This is a genomic window from Neobacillus sp. C211 (assembly GCF_051842875.1).
In the GTDB taxonomy this organism is placed as follows: Bacteria; Bacillota; Bacilli; order Bacillales; family Cytobacillaceae; genus Neobacillus.
Genome location: NZ_JBPXRO010000029.1, coordinates 20,226 through 36,422 on the forward strand (window position 1 = coordinate 20,226; position 16,197 = coordinate 36,422).

Consider the following 16,197-nt stretch of genomic DNA (forward strand, 5'->3'; position numbering starts at 1 on the left):
ACCCCATAAAGAATTATGAAATTAAACTAATTTCCACTGTTATTTTTCTGTTGCGAGGCTCTTGGCTTTTGCAATTTCTGCAGCCATACTCAAATCATGTCTTCTTGACCGCCAACAAACCTATGTTTTCCTAATCTGACGATTTATTAAGATCCGTCACGCTTAGTACGGTAGGTAGAGAAATTGCATTTAACTTTTACGGCATCCTCTTCATTATTAACGATTCTTACATTCGTCACATTGTGAAGAGTAGTGGAGTGCGGGTATTCTACATGGGCTTCTCTTTTCAGTAATCGTAACGCCCGCTGTTCTAAATTTTTGGCGAATTCTCTTCCTAATCCGGAAACAATGGCATAGACCCCGCCCTTTGCAGCATTATAGGCTGCATGGTCCCATAAACCATTGCGAACAGAATCTGCCCCTATGTTAATAATCCGTCCGTAATTTTGTTTCACCATATGCGGCAACACTCTGTAACATGACCACAGCATAGTCCAGGGGTTGCGGTCAATTGTGTTTTTTTTAAGGTTTCCGGTGTTTGTTCAAGGAACGGGAGAATCACGCCTCCGCCGGCATTATTGACAAGAATGTCGATTTTATCCCATTTATGTATGGCTTTTTCAACCATCTAGATAACGTTTTCATCTTTTGATAGATCACCAATAAAGTAGTCTGTTTCCCGCCCTGTTAATTGGGCCACTTCCTCGGTGACTTTCTTCGTACGTTCCGGATTGGTTCCTGTAACCAATACAGTCGCACCTGCTTGTGATGAACCAATTTCAACCGCTTTCCCAATTCCTTGTGAAGAACCTGTTACAACGACTACTCTCCCTTCCAAAAAATAGTCTTGTGATTGACTCGACATGCGAAAATCTCCTCTTTTCTCTGTAATCTCTTTTTTGGTTTGTAAAGAAAAAGGTCTGTTTCCTTTTTGTCGTGCAACTATCAAATGCACAAAAACTAGCATTGATCCGTATACCTCAGCCAAATGTAATCGCATCCAAAACTTAACACAGTGTGCTATGGTCTAAAATTGTTAATATTAAAGTATATCGGAATATTATCTTGATTAATTTAATTTTAAATCTTTTGCCCATGTAATTCTAATCGAAATAATCTTTCTTCTAGAGCCAAAATTCAAGATTTTATTAATATTTAAACACAATGAATACATTGTTAATTCTAGTGCAAGGAAAAGTTTTAATAGGAATAATGACTAGACTTCGTTGTCCTGAGTGAGTTCTAAAAAACATTTAATTAAAAAAGGGTAAGGGGAGTTGGAAATCAAAATTAAAACCACGAATAAACAAAAAGACATCTTTCTATTTAAATCCTTCCAAAATTTTTTTTCCCAAAAAAAAGCCGTTCTCCCTATAAAATTTACCCTAATAGAACTTAAAAAAAGTCTACCTAGTGGGTACATTTTTGTATAATAAAGAAATACAACTCAGCGAACTAAACATGGAGACGGAGTAATTATGAGTAAAAAGATCTTCACAGAGAAAGAGATCAAGTTGCAATCAGCTAATAATTACGTTAAATCTGTAAGTTCAAAAGGAATCACCTATACTGATCAATTTAAGCATATATTTATTGTGGAAAAAGAGAAGGGCAAATTCGCAAGAGAAATTTTGTTGCTGTTTTTACCATCTTGTTTTCTCCTCCTAATATGGCTCTGATTTTCTAAATAAGAATTATTAATCAATACTGTAATATTTTCTCCTTATAGATCCCGTTATTGACTTACAACTATAAAAAATAGTTTTAAAAAACCGCCTTTTTATAAATTATATTCTATTAGATATTTCAATAGCTTTTTACTATACTATAAACATTCAGAAAATTCCCATATCTATAAAATATTTATTTTCTGAATGTTTAAGATAAAGGGGATTCTATAAGTTAATGGAAGATTTAGGGTAATATAAAAAGAGGGGGACAATGAAAATACCATTATTAATGGTTGCACTTGGAGTTATTCTATTAATTATTTTAATCACGGTCTTCAAATTAAACGCTTTCATCTCATTGATTATTTCCTCGTTTGTTGTGGCGCTGGCGTTAGGGATGCCGCTAGGTGACATAGTCACTTGAGTAGAAGCTGGATTAGGAGGTACTTTAGGACATATAGCGCTAATCTTAGGTTTCGGAGCGATGATTGGTCGTTTGATCGCTGATGCAGGTGGAGCCTATCGAATTTCAATGACATTAATCGATAAGTTTGGAAGAAGGAATGTGCAATGGGCAATTGCTGCTTCTTCCTTTATCGTAGGAATTGCTTTATTCTGGGACGTTGCCTTTATTCTATTAGTTCCAATCATCTATATGATTTCTAAGGAACTAAAGATTTCCATTACACACTTTGGCCTTACGTTAGCAGGTGCTTTAGTTGTCGCAAACAGCTTCTTGCCACCTCATCCAGGAATCACTGCCGTTACACAGGAGTACGGTGCAGACCTCGCCATGATATTAATATACGGAATCATTATTGGGATACCAACAATTGTAGTTGCGGGAGTTTGGTTCCCTAAAATCAACAAAAAGTGAACCCCAAGTGCTTTTGAAAAAACAGGCAATGCGGAAGCAATAGGAGATCAAAAACAATGGGAATTGCCAGGAAAACTCCAATTAAAGACTTAACGTCCTCTGCAGGGGCATCCATCAACGCGATTGGTTTGCTAATCTTAATTACTGGTGGTGGTGGTGCATTCAAACAAGTTATTATAGATGGCGGAGTTGGGGAATATATTGCTAGTCTGTTTACTGATGTTTCCATTTCTCCAGTTCTTCTTTCGTGGATTATTGCCGTAATTTTCCGTATTTGTTTAGGTTCAGGAACTGTTGCAGCATTATCAACTGCCGGATTGGTGCTTCCAATGCTAGAATCATATCCTGAGGCAAACTTAGCACTTGTTGCTCTTGCTACTGGAGCGGAACAGCTTTTGCTTCACACGTAAATGATCCTGGCTTCTGGATGGTAAAAGAATTTTTTGGCTTATCAATTTAAGAAACATTTGCGACATATACGATTCTTTCATCAGTAGCATCAATTGTTGGAATTATTCTTGTCCTCTTAATGGATACTTCTGTCATATTAGCTGGTGTAACCATTGCAGCTATCCTAGTTGCTGCAGTTGTTATTCACACGATTGAAGAGGCTGGAAACAAGAAGAAGCAAATTAAAAATATTTCTGTTTAATCTTTATATATTAACATAACACCAAGAGAATGCTATCTGATAAATCCCTTTCACAATGAAGTTACTATTATAAAAATAAATAGTAAGATGCTTCCTATTTTTAATAGACTTTCTATTCTAATTATGAAAAATGAAGAAAACATAGTACGAAATGAGGTTTTTAAATGAAGATCATCACAGTACTCGGAGCAGGTATTATGGGTCATGGCGTTGCTCAATTACTTGCACAAGCAGGATATATTGTACGTATTCAAGCTAGACGCGAGACATCATTGGAAACAGCAAAAAAAATGATTACGAACAGCTTGAAAATTATGGTTGATAAAGGCATGCTGTCACAAGAAAAAATGGAGCAGACTTTGGATAATATTAAATATACAACAGATTTACTTGAAGCGATCCAGGATACTGATTTTATTCTAGAATCTATTCCAGAAGTGCTTGAGACAAAATTAGATACTTACGAGATTATTGAAAGCATTGTCTCTGAAAAAACGATTATTGCATCTAATACATCTACTTTCCCGTTAAAAGAATTAACACAAAGAGCAAAACATCCGGGAAGATTTATCATTACACACTACTTTAACCCTCCACAACTTGTACCAATTGTAGAAATTGCTAAATTTGAGCAGACAGATGAAAATGTCGTAAAAGTAACTTATGACCTAATGAAAGAAATCGGTAAAACTCCAGTAGTACTGAAAAAAGAGATTACCGGCTTTATCGTTAACCGCATACAAGTAGCCTTTCTACGGGAATGCTTCAACTTAATTGAATTGGGAGTATGTACGGCAGAAGATATTGATATCGCTGTCAGAGGAAGCATGGGCTTTAAATGGGCTTTCTGCGGACCAATGGAAAGTCAGGATTTAGCAGGCCTGCAAACAACACAAGCTATGGTATACAACATCGAGCAGGATTTATCAAATACAAGAGAAGTTCCTAAATTCTTAAAAGAAATGGTCGAAAAAAGTGAACATGGTATTCGTTCAAATAAAGGTTTCTATGAATACGATGATAATGGAGCAAAAGCAATTTATACACGTGATGATAATTTCCTAGATCTTCTAAAATTAATTCAAGACAAAGAAGCAAAGAAGGAAAAAACAGCATCATCAGTTAAATAAGCAATGTGACAGTTTAAAAATAGTGAGAAAGAAGTTGGTTTAGCCGGCTTCTTTTTTTTTGCTCCGTACAGCGTCTCCGATTCTGGGATAGAAAAAGCTTTTGTTGATTAACTTAGATTTACCCTTGGACCCAAGAAACACTTATTTTAAGTTCAACTCTCCTGTTACTTGAAGAAGAAAAAGGCTACTGAAGAAACATTTCCTTCAAAGGAGAATTCCCTTCTTAGTTCAAAAGCTATTTATTGTTTAGCGCTTTCTTTAGTCCTTCTAGTTCTGCCAATGCACCTGTTGCTGAATAAAATGTCATCTTATTTTCTAATATCTCTTTTTCCTCTTCTAAACTTAATTCCTCCACTGTATTAGTTACTCCCTTTAACGATTTTAGAATTTCTGATTAATATACTGTTAGTTCTTCTATTCTTTTATTAACAAATTCATACAAATTAAGAGTTTTTTTTCACCCTTTTTATTGAAAATTATACCATATAACCTGCATTTCGATGAATTTACTAAGCATCCCTGTTTTTTGTTCATCCTCTGGGATACTGTTGTTATTAGAACTACTTAAATTCCTTACCCTTAATAGTGCCGTATAAACATCAGAAACGGCATTTCCTATAACGACCTGATATTGGCCACCACTTCTCTTAACAGTAACTACGCATCTAAATCCTGAATTTCATTTTTAGATATAACCAAGTGAAATAACCACTAGGAACGATTTTTGCATTAATAGATAAAAGGATGGATCATTGTTTAAAAAATCTTTAAACAATAACCCATCCTATCAAATTTAAATTCTACTAACCTCAGCTTCTTGTAGGAACTCAAAAGGATAAGATTTTTGTGGCTGATCACCTATTTTTTTTACAGCCTGCTGTGGTTCACGATTAAAGTTCAAGCTAAGAACACTTGGCTTTGAGTAATGCCCCGCTGAATCATATGCATATTTACAAAAAACAATTAATTCAAGGTCTATTTCAGCATATGCAATTCCCTCTTCATCTTTTGGCACTACATTGCTAATAGTTTCTCCCTCTGGTGAAATAATTTGTGTACATCCTCCACCAAGTTGAAACATCTCCCTTTGTTCATCATTAATGCAAAGTCGGTCAGCCATTTCTTGCGTAATAATTTGGCTGGTCATTAATGTGAATGTCTGGGTTGCCGTTGCATAATATTGTGATGCTATTCGATTTGGATCTTCCAAAAACAACTTTCCTATGTTACAGCTAAATGCCGGCCATGAGGAAACATGGACCTGTTCATTTAATGAACTCATTGCTGTAACATTTAACGGTATCATATGCTCAGCACACATTAATCCCCCAAGACGTCCTATTAAAGTATCAAATACCTGCATCATACTGCCGTCTCCCTCACCCCAAATGTATCGCTCGGGACCCGTTGGCTTTAACTTTCGGTGCTTACCGATAAGATTACCTTTTACCGGTCCTACGTCCATCAAAAGCAACTACCTTGTAGTGTTTGCTAAAAGAGATGCGACAAATGTCCAGTTTCGTACATCAGCACCACTAGTGAGGAGAACCACAGGATGACCATTACCATTAACTTCGTAATACAAATCCATTGAAATCCCTACACTTATTACAATTTAATATTATTTTTCTGCTTAACTTAAAATTCAAGAAGCACCTTTTAATTTCCTTCTTTAATTCTAGAATATGGACCTTTAATAAATCGAGTAGGAGGGGGTGACTAACCCCCGACCTCTCACACCACTAATCGAATATGAATTTATTCTTATAAAGTTAAAATCTTGGTATATATTGAAATAAATTGCCGTCGAAACTTGAATATTGGAAATCTTTGAAAATGAAAGCGCTTTCTGGTATGATCAAATCAGGTGAATGGCATAAGTTTCTATCATTATATTTAGCGAAGGCAGGCTAGTACATTAAAATTAAATTAATTACCGTACTGCAAAATCCATAGAAATATTAATTAAGGGGAGAGAAAATTGAAAAAAAATCAAATTCTGTTCAGTGAATTTGTTAAGGAAGATAGATTTGCAATTAATGAGTATCTAATAAGTTTATTTAATCAAATTAGAGAATACTTTCCAATACAATGCACAACAGAACAGCAAGAAAATGGAATAAAAAATTAGTAAAATGCTCCTTCATTAAGGAGAGAATTTATTTATAAAACAGGCATAACGATGTTATGCCTGTTTTATGTGTATTTAGAAAGTAAAAATGCAGTTTATGTTTATGGCAGTATGTTTTATGAATTTAAAAAGACAAAATACCTCATAAAGTATTCTAATATTATCAAGGTTATTTTTCCTAAATGGCCCGACGGCGATTTAAATAGAAATCAAAACAAACATCCCTATCATGAGCGCTTCTTCCAAATCACAATGTTTTCATCTTTCCTTAATAAATAAGGAGCAAATTTTGTAGTTTAATACAATTATCTGACAATTAGTCAGTAGCGCAAATTAGGTGGGTAGTTGTACATAAAAGAAAAGATAATTTCGTTTAAATGCAAATCTCGAACACACTGAAAATCCGGAAATTATAAGTTTTTTAAAATGCTGCTTGCATTGTTTTTATAACGTAGACCTGCCTGAACATATCGATCAACCATTTCCCTAGTTTTATGACCTGTTTGTTTCATAATACTATTTCTGTCATTCCCATCATTGCTGCGCTTGTTGATAATCCACTTCTTAAACTATGTGCTGCAAAGTCGTTTGCATCCATCCCAAGTTCTCCGATATATTTCTTTATAATGAGCTACGGATTTTTCACTTAGCCTTTCCTTGATACTTCCATGCCGATCAATTGAACGAAACAACGCTCCAGTAGTGATTTTACTTATTTGTGCAGGAGTAAGTTCATTTATTCGAAATTAGATTACGCTCTTTTATGAGCTCTAAAATTTTGATTAACTACATTTTCACGAATCAAGTAACGTGATAAGCCAAAGGTTGTAACTAGAGCAAACACAACTCCTAAAGCTCCAAACCAAGTGATCGATGATACTGATAATTGCCCAACTACTAGCCCTCCTAGACCTGCCCCAACTGCAAATCCTAATTGCATCATTGACTGATTCAGACCTAGTAAGACATCAGAAGATTCTGGATGAATTGTTGCTAAATTATATTGTTGTGTAGCACCTGAAGACCACCCTGCAAATGACCAAATGATAAGAATCATAAAAACTGCGATTAAAGAACTTGATGCGAATGAAAGCAAGATCATCGAAATGATATTAAGTACTAATCCTCTTTTTAAGGTAGTCACTATACCCCATCTATCTGCACTGAAGCCTCCGAATTTAGATCCAAATAAGCTAGCGATTCCAAGAACAAGTAAAGCTATACTTAAAAGGTGATCACTCATTCCAACAGTATTGATAAGATAAGGAGATAAATAAGTAAATACAACTCCATAACCTGCCATTAAGAAGAACGTTATTGATAAACCTAGTGTAATCTTGGGTTTTTTCAACATTACAATTTGTTTAGTTAAAGGAATTGGTTCATCCCCCATTATTCGTGGGATTGAATGTAAAATGATAAATATTGCAATAAACACTAATAGAGCAACACCAAGAAAGACAAATTTCCACCCATAAGCAGATGTAATAAATCTACCAATAGGTACACCTATTATTAACGAAGTTGTAAATCCCATAACAACAGTTGCAATTGAACTCGCTTTTTTATCTGCAGGTGCAATTTTTGCTGCTAAACCTAAAACAGTAACAACTGCTACCCCTGTACTTAAAGCCATAATAATTCGAGCAATCATAAACAAGCCATAACCAGGCATGATTACTGAGAGTATATTCCCTAGTATAAAGAAACTCAAAGAATAAATAAGTAACCTACGTCTTTCCATTTTAGCCAATAATGCCATTAGAATAGGTGTACCTATGGCATAAGCTAGCGAATAAACGGTAATAAGCTGACCAGCAGCTTCAATAGAAATGCTTAAAGCATCTGCCATTTTATCTAAAATACCTGTAATGATATATTGGGATGTACCGACTAAAAAACTAATCATTGCTAAAATATAAATTTTCCCGTTATTTGACATGTATAATTTCCCTCTCCATTTTTTTACACTAATTTAATATTTCTATAAATACAGAAATACCAAATTGATAAAAAGAAGCTCAATCAAAAGCTTCCTTTATTTTTCCATTTTCATATGGATTCACTATTTATACTAAAATATTTAGATGTTTCTTTGCATCGTATTCTTCTAATTCTTCACCATTTTTCAAACGATGAAGAAAGTTCGGATTTGAAATTAATGGACGTCCAAATGCTGCAACGTCAATTGTCCCTACTTCTAAAGCTTGTTCAGCCATTTCTGGATCTAGACTGCCAACCCCAACAATCACTCCATCCCAATATTTGCGTACTAATTGATGCATTGTTTTTCCATCAGCAAGTACTCTATTAAATTGCATGATTGATGGATGTAGTAAAGTAGCGCCAACTTCATTAAATGCTTCAACAAATGTACGAATGGCCGTTTCTGGATCTTCCCACATATACTTTGGAACATCAGCTTTATGAGCAGAAAATCGAATCATCGTTCTCTCAGTACCAATGGCATCTATAACTGCTCTTATTACTTCTTTCATGAATGTTAATCTTAGTGCTAGAATACCTCCATATTGATCAGTGCGATGATTCGTTATGTCTGAATTAAATTGATCGATTAAATATCCGTGTGCAGCATGAATTTCTACCCCATCAAATCCAGCTTCGATTGCATTTTTTGCCGCCTGCGCATATTGACTTACAACTTCCCTTATATCCGCAATTGTCATCTCTTCAGGGATATCATATGGCTTACGAAAACGAGATACTAATCCTTCAGCAGGAATGGCCGATGGGGCTTGCGGTGGCAAGTTTCCTGTAAGTTCATGATGTGATAAGCGTCCTACATGCCAAATTTGTGCAATTATCGTACCGCCTTCTTTATGCACAGCATCAGTTACTTTTTTCCACCCTTTAATTTGTTCCTCAGAATAAATTCCAGGAATTCCAGGATAGCCTTTTCCTCTAGGACTAATTACTGTTCCTTCTGAAATAATTAATCCGATTCCGTCAGCAGCACGTTTTCGATAATATTCCACCACATCATCTCCAACTACGCCAGTTTGATCATCAGCAAAACATCTTGTTAAAGGAGCCATCGCCGTACGAGAGCGTAAATTCCATGCTCCCATTTTTATAGGTTCAAAAAGTTTACTTTCTAAACCATTTTTCAGATTCCAATTATGATCTTTGCTTAGTTGACTCATATGATTTTCCCCCATTCAATTCTATTATTCTGTATTTCTATAAATACTGAAATAAAGATTAAAAATATTCCGCTTTCTGTTTAAAGTAAAGCGGGAGCGTATTGTTCAAGGACTTCTCGTTGTAAACTATAATATCGGAAGGTACCTTCTTTGCGAACGGAAAGCAATCCACAATCGAGTAATGGTTTTAAATGATGTGTCAAAGTTGAATTGGCCGACACTTTTATTTGATTTTTCATTTCATGGCAAGCTAATTCCGGTTGTTTTGCTAAAACTTTAACTATTTGTAAACGTGTTGTTTCACCCAGTGCCTTATAGACTTTTACTGCAATATCATCATTCACCAAGGATGACCCCCTTCCAAAAAATATAAATACATATTTCAGTATTTATAGAAATATTGTATTTAAATAGAAATCCCATGTCAAGAAAAATAATTTTTTTGGTTGACCACTTAAAATTCTTGAATTAGTGCCCCTTTGTTTTATGTATATATTTGAGTAAACATTTAATGAACCCCTCATCCAACCGGAAAGTTCCCTACAAAGGATACTTAACGAGTGAAGGTGTTGGTTACTTTTTTTCCTTGAAAGGTAGATTTATCATTTTTTCCAACTTCCGAAAGTTAGGTTTATGTAAACTAGGTTTGTATATGATGTAAAATAAAGTTAATTGTTAACCAAAAAGAAAATAAGGTTTACATATATAAGGGATATTCCTATAATTAATTATTAAAGAAAGAGGATTAAAAAGGGGGAGTATCTGCTTGTTAGAGAAATTAGAAAATGGATCCGTTGTATTATATGAAGGAGAACTATATAAAATAATGTACACATATAGCTCCGGTTACTGTGAAATTGTAAACCAGGACTCAAAAAAGGTCGAACTAGTTAAATCAAAAGAATTACAAACTTTTAATCAAACTAAACCTCTTCAGTTGCTAGAGATTTAATTAAATAATTTACGCGTTATGGAAATAGTAAAAAAGAGTTTACAACGACAGTAAGCGACCTTGTTTATCCTCTTAGGAATCACAAAGTCGCTTACACTATTTCTTCATTTATTATAACGAGAAACCCTTTCATTTATTTTTATCACGTATTCGAAACGAGGGAGATTAGTAGTGAAAGCACCTCCTTAAGCCAAAGCCTGTTTCTAGTATGTCAACACTAAACTAGACAATTTTTTTAAGGTGTTCTTTTTTATATTCCATAGGGCTTAAATATCCAAGTGTCCCGTGGATTCTGATGTGATTAAACCAATGAACATAATCATCTAATTCCAATTTTAACCGTTCTAAATTTTCAAAATATATACCTTTTACAAACTCTGTCTTGATAATTTTAAAGGTGGCTTTTTGAAGTACATTCAAATGTATTAGGCATAGCTTCTTTTGAAATCCAGCTTACATTATTTGCTATGATACTGTCTGAATATAGGAATTCATGGTGGAAGCCTTGTTCAACATATAGTACATTCCTTTCTAGATCCTTTCCGACTACAAACCAAGGATCTCCATCTCCCCCAATCCCCAATCCACGCCTCTGTCCGATTGTATAATACATTAATCCATCATGATGTCCAATCACTTTTCTGTCCAATGTTTCTATAATCCCTTTTTGAGCAGGCAAATAACCACTTAAGAACTCTTTGAAATTTCGTTCACCAATAAAGCAAATACCTGTACTATCTTTTTTGGATGCTGTCGCCAAATTAGCTTTGGCAGCTAATTCCCTTACTTTTGGTTTTTCCATATCGCCTATCGGGAATAATACCTTACTTAACTGCTCCTCCTTTAATTGATTAAGGAAATAAGTCTGATCCTTATTTTCATTTTTCCCTCTTAACATGTGAACTTTCCCGTTTTCTCTGACCAATCGTGCATAATGTCCTGTAGCCACATAATCGGCTCCAAGGCTCATGCATAATCTAAGAATGCCTTAAATTTGATTTCCTTATTGCATATCACATCAGGATTCGGCGTTCTACCAGCCTTATATTCTTCCAGGAAGTAGGTAAATACATTGTCCCAATACTGCTTTTCAAAATTTACGGAATAATAGGGAACATCCAGTTGATTACAGACGCGGATAACGTCCACGTAGTCTTTTTTAGCCGTACAAACACCAAATTCGTCCGTATCGTCCTAGTTCTTCATGAATATTCCTATTACGTCATAGCCTTGCTCTTTTAGGAGCAGTGCTGCAACGGAAGAATCAACCCCGCCTGACATTCCTACAACTACACGTGTGTCTTTTGGTGCTTTCTCCATTTGTTTATCTCCTGTCTTTCTATAATACTTTCTATCATAAATAATAATCCCTAATGCCAAGGGAAGGAAAAGACTATAATATGGTTTACATTTCCTTTTTATTCTATTTAAATGCACACTTTTAATAATTTTTCTAAATCATCTTTACTATAATAGTAGCTTTCATTACAAAAATGGCATTGTGCTTCAGCATGTCCATCCGTATTTATCATATCTTGGATTTCCTCGCTTCCTAGACTTAAAATACCGTTTGAGATTCTATCTCTAGAGCATTCACATTGAAATTCAACTGGCATTGTTTCAAGAACGCTGACATTTTCTTCACCAAGTATTTGTTGAAGTATTTGTTCTGGTGTTATACCTTGCCCAATCATCGAAGAAATGGAAGGCATCGTTTGTAAACGTTCTTCTATGAAACCAATGGTCTCTTCTTCTGTATTTGGCATCAGCTGAATAATAAAACCTCCAGCTGCTTGAATGGTAAAGTCCGGGTTCACTAGGACACCAACGCCAACAGAGGAAGTGACTTGTTCTGAATGCAGTAGATAAGAAGCAAAATCCTCACCGATTTCACCCGAAGCAATGGGAACCTGGCCAATGAACGGGTGATACAAGCCAATATCTTTGGTAACGGAAAGGATTCCATTTGTGCCCACCGCTGATTTAATATCAAGTAAACCCTGCTGACTCTCCACTAAGTAGGAATGAGGATTTGAAACATACCCTCTCACTTCACCCTTGGCATTTGCATCAACAAGGATGGTCCCAATTGGGCCGCCGCCATTCATTTTTATGGTTAGTTTTTCTTCTCCTTTTAGCATAGCACCAAGTATGACTCCTGCTGTCATTGAACGTCCCAAAACCACGGAAGAGACTGCTAGCATATCATGGCGGCGTCTTGCTTCCTCGATCGTTTCAGTTGTAATAGCGGCATATGCACGCACTTGTTTATTGTGAGCAATGGCTTTTACTAAATAATCTTTCACTTTAATCTCCCATTCTTTATATATGCTTTTATTCTTTTGTATTTATATTTCGGACTTTTTCGGGTGTTACATCATTCCCAAGTGGATCCAATACCTTCATCTTTGAGAAAGTATTGAGCACTTGTCCACGTATTGCACGTAAATAATCTTCTCGAAGCACCTGTTGCTCGACTTTTTCAGCATTAGTTAAACCTTCTTCACGCTGCTTTTTCGCTAGTTCATTAATTCGTTGTAAAAAATCAATCATGTATTTCACCAACCTATTTGGTTTCGTTTAATCAATAATTTCAGTATGGAAGCAAAGTTTCATATGGTTTACCATTGTTTCTCCAAGGTCCGTAAATGCTGCTACACCTTGTTTATGAATGGCTGTTTTGAATCCTTCTGCGTCTGCTCCTGCAACTGTTAAAAATTCACAAATATCTGTACATACTCCAACAGTATGAACCTTATCTACTCCGAAATTTCTCAAAGTTTCAGCCAAATCTGTTTTAAAGAATGCATTATAGTTCGTTTTAGGCGTATACATTACACTCTCATTATCTTTATTTTTTTGAAACCAATCATATAATTCTCCGTACAATTGTTGCCCTTCTGTTCCTACAATATTATGTGGTGTCCATAATTCAAAGTGTGGGTCATTTAGTTGGTGTGCATCCATTGTTACTACAACTACATTTCCCTCAGCTAAAAATCTTGTTACCAAATCCTTAATATAAGGCACTACTTCTTGTGCTGGCTTACCAACAGTTAAAGTTCCATGATCTGCTACAAAATCATTACTCATATCAACAATTATTAAGGCTTCTTTTGACATTTAATCCAACCCCAAAATTAATTATTTTAATATTGCAATCCTTCTATACTTTATTTGTTCAGATACATTTCAATTTGTAAATTATTTCGCCCTTTTTTTAAGATTGATTGATTGATTAATTTATCTAAAGTTTGAGATACTGCTACAGTTTCTGGTGCAGATAAACCAAACCTCTGCCCATATCCATACATTAACTCACGTAAAATTTGAATCCTATCATTTACAATCACGAACAGGTATACCTCCTATTTCCTAGTGGGGGTGGGCAAAAAACAACAACGAAAAACCATTAATCTAAATTTCATACAAATTAACCTATTTCAAGTTGAAATGTTCACCCTCGCCCAAACACATAATCGAAAGAAGAGAGTAAAAAAATACTAATTTCAGCTGTTTTGTAGAGATAATCGTTTATGTTTTTTTGCTTCCTCTATGTTTTTAATTTTGTTGTCCCAACAAGCTTGACTTAGAACCACAGGATATTCGGCTGGATTTAAAGTACGTTTATACTCATCCCATAAAAGGTCAAGTTGTTGTTGTGCAAAGGATTGAATTTCTTGGACCCGTAGGTATTCGTACACAAGTGTGCCATGGTCGAAAATAACTTCGTGTAAGTCCTTGACCGTAAAATTAGTGACGAATTTTCCAATATACGTGTGTACAGGATGAAACATGTGAAGTTTTGCTTCTTTTTCTGGTTGTTCGTTGGCTAAGGTGATATAATCTCCTTCTGATTTATTCGTCAGATTATTGATAATACGGTATACCTTTTTTAATCCTGGTATTGTGACTTTTTCAGGGCTTGAAGAAATTTTGATCGTATCGGTCATCTTACCGTTGTCATCTTCAATGGAGACCAATTTGTACACGGCACCTAATGCCGGTTGATCAAAGGCGGTTATGGCTTTAGTACCGATTCCATATGCATCAATTTTGGCTCCTTGCGCGTTTAAGTTCATAATGGTATATTCGTCGAGATCGTTCGAAGCATATATTTTTGTATCAACAAATCCTGCTTGATCTAATAACTTTCTTGCTTCTTTGGAAAGGTAAGCCAAATCCCCACTATCTAACCGAATGCCTGCAAAATTTATGGTGTTCCCCAGTTCATTGGCTACTTTGATTGCCGTAGGAACACCTGATTTTAGCGTGTCATAGGTATCCACTAAGAAGACACAATTTTTGTGCCGTTTTGCATATTTATGGAAAGCAGTGTATTCATCCCCATAAGCTTGAACAAAGGAATGGGCATGTGTTCCGGAGACAGGAAGTCCGAATCGTTTTCCTGCTCGAACATTACTTGTGCTAGAGAATCCTCCAATATAAGCAGCTCTTGTACCCCATAATGCAGCATCGAATTCATGTGCGCGTCTTGTTCCAAACTCTGAGACGGGTTGATCACCTGCGACTTGTTTGATTCGAGAAGCTTTGGTTGCGATGAGTGTTTGATAGTTTACAATATTCAACAATGCCGTCTCGATGAGTTGCGCTTCGATTAACGGTGCTTCGATACGAAGAATGGGTTCGTTGCCAAATACAACTTCCCCTTCTTTCATGGCACGAATATTTCCTGTAAAACGTACGGTTCGCAAAAAATCAACATATTCTTCTTGATAGCCAAGGTCTTTTAAATAATCCAAATCACTTTCAGAAAAATGAAAAGTTTGAAGATATTCAATGATTCGTTCCAGTCCGGCAAAGATCGCATATCCGTTTCCAAATGGTAATTTTCGAAAATACAATTCGAATACAGCTTTTTTCGTATGAATGTTGTCTTCCCAATAGGCTTCTGCCATATTGATTTGGTACAAGTCCGTATGAAGGGCGAAGCTATCATCGATATACTTGTGCATACTACTTTCCTCCTAAACTAACAAAATACGGTCGGACTTGCTCACGATAATTAGTTTTTTCTCTCTATATTTTCACTACTTTTCTGTATGAGATCTTTAGCAAAGTCAACAAGTCGATGTGCTTCTTCGGTCCGAAGAAAATTTACATTCAACACATCAGGACCCAGACGGAAACGATCCAGTGCGTCAGCATCCTTGAATATCTGATACAGCAGCACCCCTCGTTCACTAAGAGTAGGTAACTTTGCAATCTCTGCCAAACCAAGCGAATCATCTTGGTCATGATAATAGGTGATGTAGTAGGTTTTAGCATCAAAGTGCAAATCGTACTCACGGCAAAAATCTTTGTAATACTCTGCCGCACGACTACCATGTCCTTTATCAATCCCATCATCAAGGCGGCGGGAATCATGGAAAACAGCCGCCATCCCCAGTGCGTCCTTTTCCTCCTCACTCAGACCTTTTTGATGTCCGATGAGGAGCGCCAGTAACAGTACGCGAGCGCAATGGGTTTTCGTATGCCATTCACTATCCGGCAGCCAAAACACTACGTTTTGCTCCATGAATTTATACCATCGTTCATAAGGCTTTTTGATTGGTTGGCAGATAGGATTATTCAGAGTATTTACTAGAAACACCTTTCCA

General features: G+C 35.8%; 14 protein-coding genes and 4 pseudogenes. 4 read left to right on the forward strand and 14 right to left on the reverse strand.

Annotated features, from left to right (window positions below; genetic code table 11):
* Positions 1-146 precede the first annotated feature (146 nt).
* Together ACSU6B_RS22470 and ACSU6B_RS22475 are read right to left on the reverse strand one after the other, a co-directional pair.
* Positions 147-491 carry an SDR family NAD(P)-dependent oxidoreductase gene (locus ACSU6B_RS22470; protein ID WP_410888506.1) on the reverse strand — a complete coding sequence of 115 codons (345 nt, stop codon included), beginning with the start codon at positions 489-491 and terminating at the stop codon, positions 147-149.
* 137 nt (positions 492-628) lie between these two features.
* Positions 629-865 (reverse strand): SDR family NAD(P)-dependent oxidoreductase, encoded by a 237-nt coding sequence (locus ACSU6B_RS22475; RefSeq protein ID WP_410888507.1) that lies wholly within the window; start codon positions 863-865, stop codon positions 629-631.
* 613 nt (positions 866-1,478) lie between these two features.
* On the opposite strand from ACSU6B_RS22475, the pseudogene ACSU6B_RS22480 reads away from it, so the two are divergent.
* From ACSU6B_RS22480 to ACSU6B_RS22490, 3 genes and pseudogenes are all read left to right on the forward strand, one after another.
* Positions 1,479-1,631 (forward strand): annotated as a pseudogene (locus ACSU6B_RS22480) (IS3 family transposase); the annotation flags it as partial.
* Between the two features lie 316 nt (positions 1,632-1,947).
* A pseudogene (locus tag ACSU6B_RS22485) lies at positions 1,948-3,199 on the forward strand (GntT/GntP/DsdX family permease).
* 164 nt (positions 3,200-3,363) lie between these two features.
* Positions 3,364-4,329, forward strand: a complete 966-nt coding sequence (locus tag ACSU6B_RS22490) for a 3-hydroxyacyl-CoA dehydrogenase family protein (protein ID WP_410888508.1) — start codon at positions 3,364-3,366, stop codon at positions 4,327-4,329.
* A 793-nt stretch (positions 4,330-5,122) separates the two neighbouring features.
* Here the strand turns inward: ACSU6B_RS22490 and ACSU6B_RS22495 are convergent.
* Positions 5,123-5,794 (reverse strand): nitrilase-related carbon-nitrogen hydrolase, encoded by a 672-nt coding sequence (locus ACSU6B_RS22495; RefSeq protein WP_410888509.1) that lies wholly within the window; start codon positions 5,792-5,794, stop codon positions 5,123-5,125.
* A gap of 516 nt (positions 5,795-6,310) precedes the next feature.
* On the opposite strand from ACSU6B_RS22495, the gene ACSU6B_RS22500 reads away from it, so the two are divergent.
* Positions 6,311-6,460, forward strand: a complete 150-nt coding sequence (locus ACSU6B_RS22500; protein WP_410888510.1) for a hypothetical protein — start codon at positions 6,311-6,313, stop codon at positions 6,458-6,460.
* Positions 6,461-7,211: 751 nt separating this feature from the next.
* Here the strand turns inward: ACSU6B_RS22500 and ACSU6B_RS22505 are convergent.
* The 11 genes and pseudogenes from ACSU6B_RS22505 to ACSU6B_RS22555 form a co-directional block, all read right to left on the reverse strand.
* Positions 7,212-8,402 (reverse strand): MFS transporter, encoded by a 1,191-nt coding sequence (locus ACSU6B_RS22505; protein ID WP_410888511.1) that lies wholly within the window; start codon positions 8,400-8,402, stop codon positions 7,212-7,214.
* A 127-nt stretch (positions 8,403-8,529) separates the two neighbouring features.
* Positions 8,530-9,624 carry an alkene reductase gene (locus ACSU6B_RS22510; protein ID WP_410888512.1) on the reverse strand — a complete coding sequence of 365 codons (1,095 nt, stop codon included), beginning with the start codon at positions 9,622-9,624 and terminating at the stop codon, positions 8,530-8,532.
* An 80-nt stretch (positions 9,625-9,704) separates the two neighbouring features.
* Entirely contained in the window at positions 9,705-9,968 is a 264-nt protein-coding gene (locus ACSU6B_RS22515) for an ArsR/SmtB family transcription factor (protein WP_168243889.1), read from the reverse strand.
* An 830-nt stretch (positions 9,969-10,798) separates the two neighbouring features.
* Positions 10,799-10,993: pseudogene (locus ACSU6B_RS22520) on the reverse strand (IS3 family transposase); the annotation flags it as partial.
* Positions 10,980-11,896: pseudogene (mnmA, locus tag ACSU6B_RS22525) on the reverse strand (tRNA 2-thiouridine(34) synthase MnmA); the annotation flags it as partial. The pseudogenes ACSU6B_RS22520 and mnmA, both read right to left, overlap by 14 nt.
* A gap of 107 nt (positions 11,897-12,003) precedes the next feature.
* A complete protein-coding gene (gene hslO / locus ACSU6B_RS22530) occupies positions 12,004-12,882 on the reverse strand; it encodes an Hsp33 family molecular chaperone HslO (RefSeq protein WP_410888513.1) in 879 nt (292 codons plus the stop codon).
* Between the two features lie 28 nt (positions 12,883-12,910).
* Positions 12,911-13,129 (reverse strand): DUF896 domain-containing protein, encoded by a 219-nt coding sequence (locus ACSU6B_RS22535; RefSeq protein WP_410888514.1) that lies wholly within the window; start codon positions 13,127-13,129, stop codon positions 12,911-12,913.
* 27 nt (positions 13,130-13,156) lie between these two features.
* Positions 13,157-13,699 carry a cysteine hydrolase family protein gene (locus ACSU6B_RS22540; RefSeq protein WP_410888515.1) on the reverse strand — a complete coding sequence of 181 codons (543 nt, stop codon included), beginning with the start codon at positions 13,697-13,699 and terminating at the stop codon, positions 13,157-13,159.
* Positions 13,700-13,749: 50 nt separating this feature from the next.
* Positions 13,750-13,929: an aspartyl-phosphate phosphatase Spo0E family protein gene (locus tag ACSU6B_RS22545; protein WP_410888516.1), complete on the reverse strand. Its 180-nt coding sequence runs from the start codon at positions 13,927-13,929 to the stop codon at positions 13,750-13,752.
* A 156-nt stretch (positions 13,930-14,085) separates the two neighbouring features.
* On the reverse strand, positions 14,086-15,552 hold the full coding sequence (locus ACSU6B_RS22550; protein ID WP_410888517.1) for a nicotinate phosphoribosyltransferase: 1,467 nt from the start codon (positions 15,550-15,552) through the stop codon (positions 14,086-14,088).
* Positions 15,553-15,602: 50 nt separating this feature from the next.
* Positions 15,603-16,190 carry an HD domain-containing protein gene (locus ACSU6B_RS22555; RefSeq protein WP_410888518.1) on the reverse strand — a complete coding sequence of 196 codons (588 nt, stop codon included), beginning with the start codon at positions 16,188-16,190 and terminating at the stop codon, positions 15,603-15,605.
* Positions 16,191-16,197: the final 7 nt, after the last annotated feature.

Bases quoted from the DNA above. Each gene is read 5' to 3' on its own strand.
- ACSU6B_RS22495 (WP_410888509.1), bottom strand. From the start codon at position 5,794: ATGGACGTAGGACCGGTAAAAGGTAATCTTATCGGTAAGCACCGAAAG.
- ACSU6B_RS22505 (WP_410888511.1), bottom strand. From the start codon at position 8,402: ATGTCAAATAACGGGAAAATTTATATTTTAGCAATGATTAGTTTTTTA.
- ACSU6B_RS22470 (WP_410888506.1), bottom strand. From the start codon at position 491: ATGCTGTGGTCATGTTACAGAGTGTTGCCGCATATGGTGAAACAAAAT.
- ACSU6B_RS22490 (WP_410888508.1), top strand. From the start codon at position 3,364: ATGAAGATCATCACAGTACTCGGAGCAGGTATTATGGGTCATGGCGTT.
- ACSU6B_RS22475 (WP_410888507.1), bottom strand. From the start codon at position 865: ATGTCGAGTCAATCACAAGACTATTTTTTGGAAGGGAGAGTAGTCGTT.
- ACSU6B_RS22535 (WP_410888514.1), bottom strand. From the start codon at position 13,129: ATGATTGATTTTTTACAACGAATTAATGAACTAGCGAAAAAGCAGCGT.
- ACSU6B_RS22510 (WP_410888512.1), bottom strand. From the start codon at position 9,624: ATGAGTCAACTAAGCAAAGATCATAATTGGAATCTGAAAAATGGTTTA.
- ACSU6B_RS22550 (WP_410888517.1), bottom strand. From the start codon at position 15,552: ATGCACAAGTATATCGATGATAGCTTCGCCCTTCATACGGACTTGTAC.
- ACSU6B_RS22540 (WP_410888515.1), bottom strand. From the start codon at position 13,699: ATGTCAAAAGAAGCCTTAATAATTGTTGATATGAGTAATGATTTTGTA.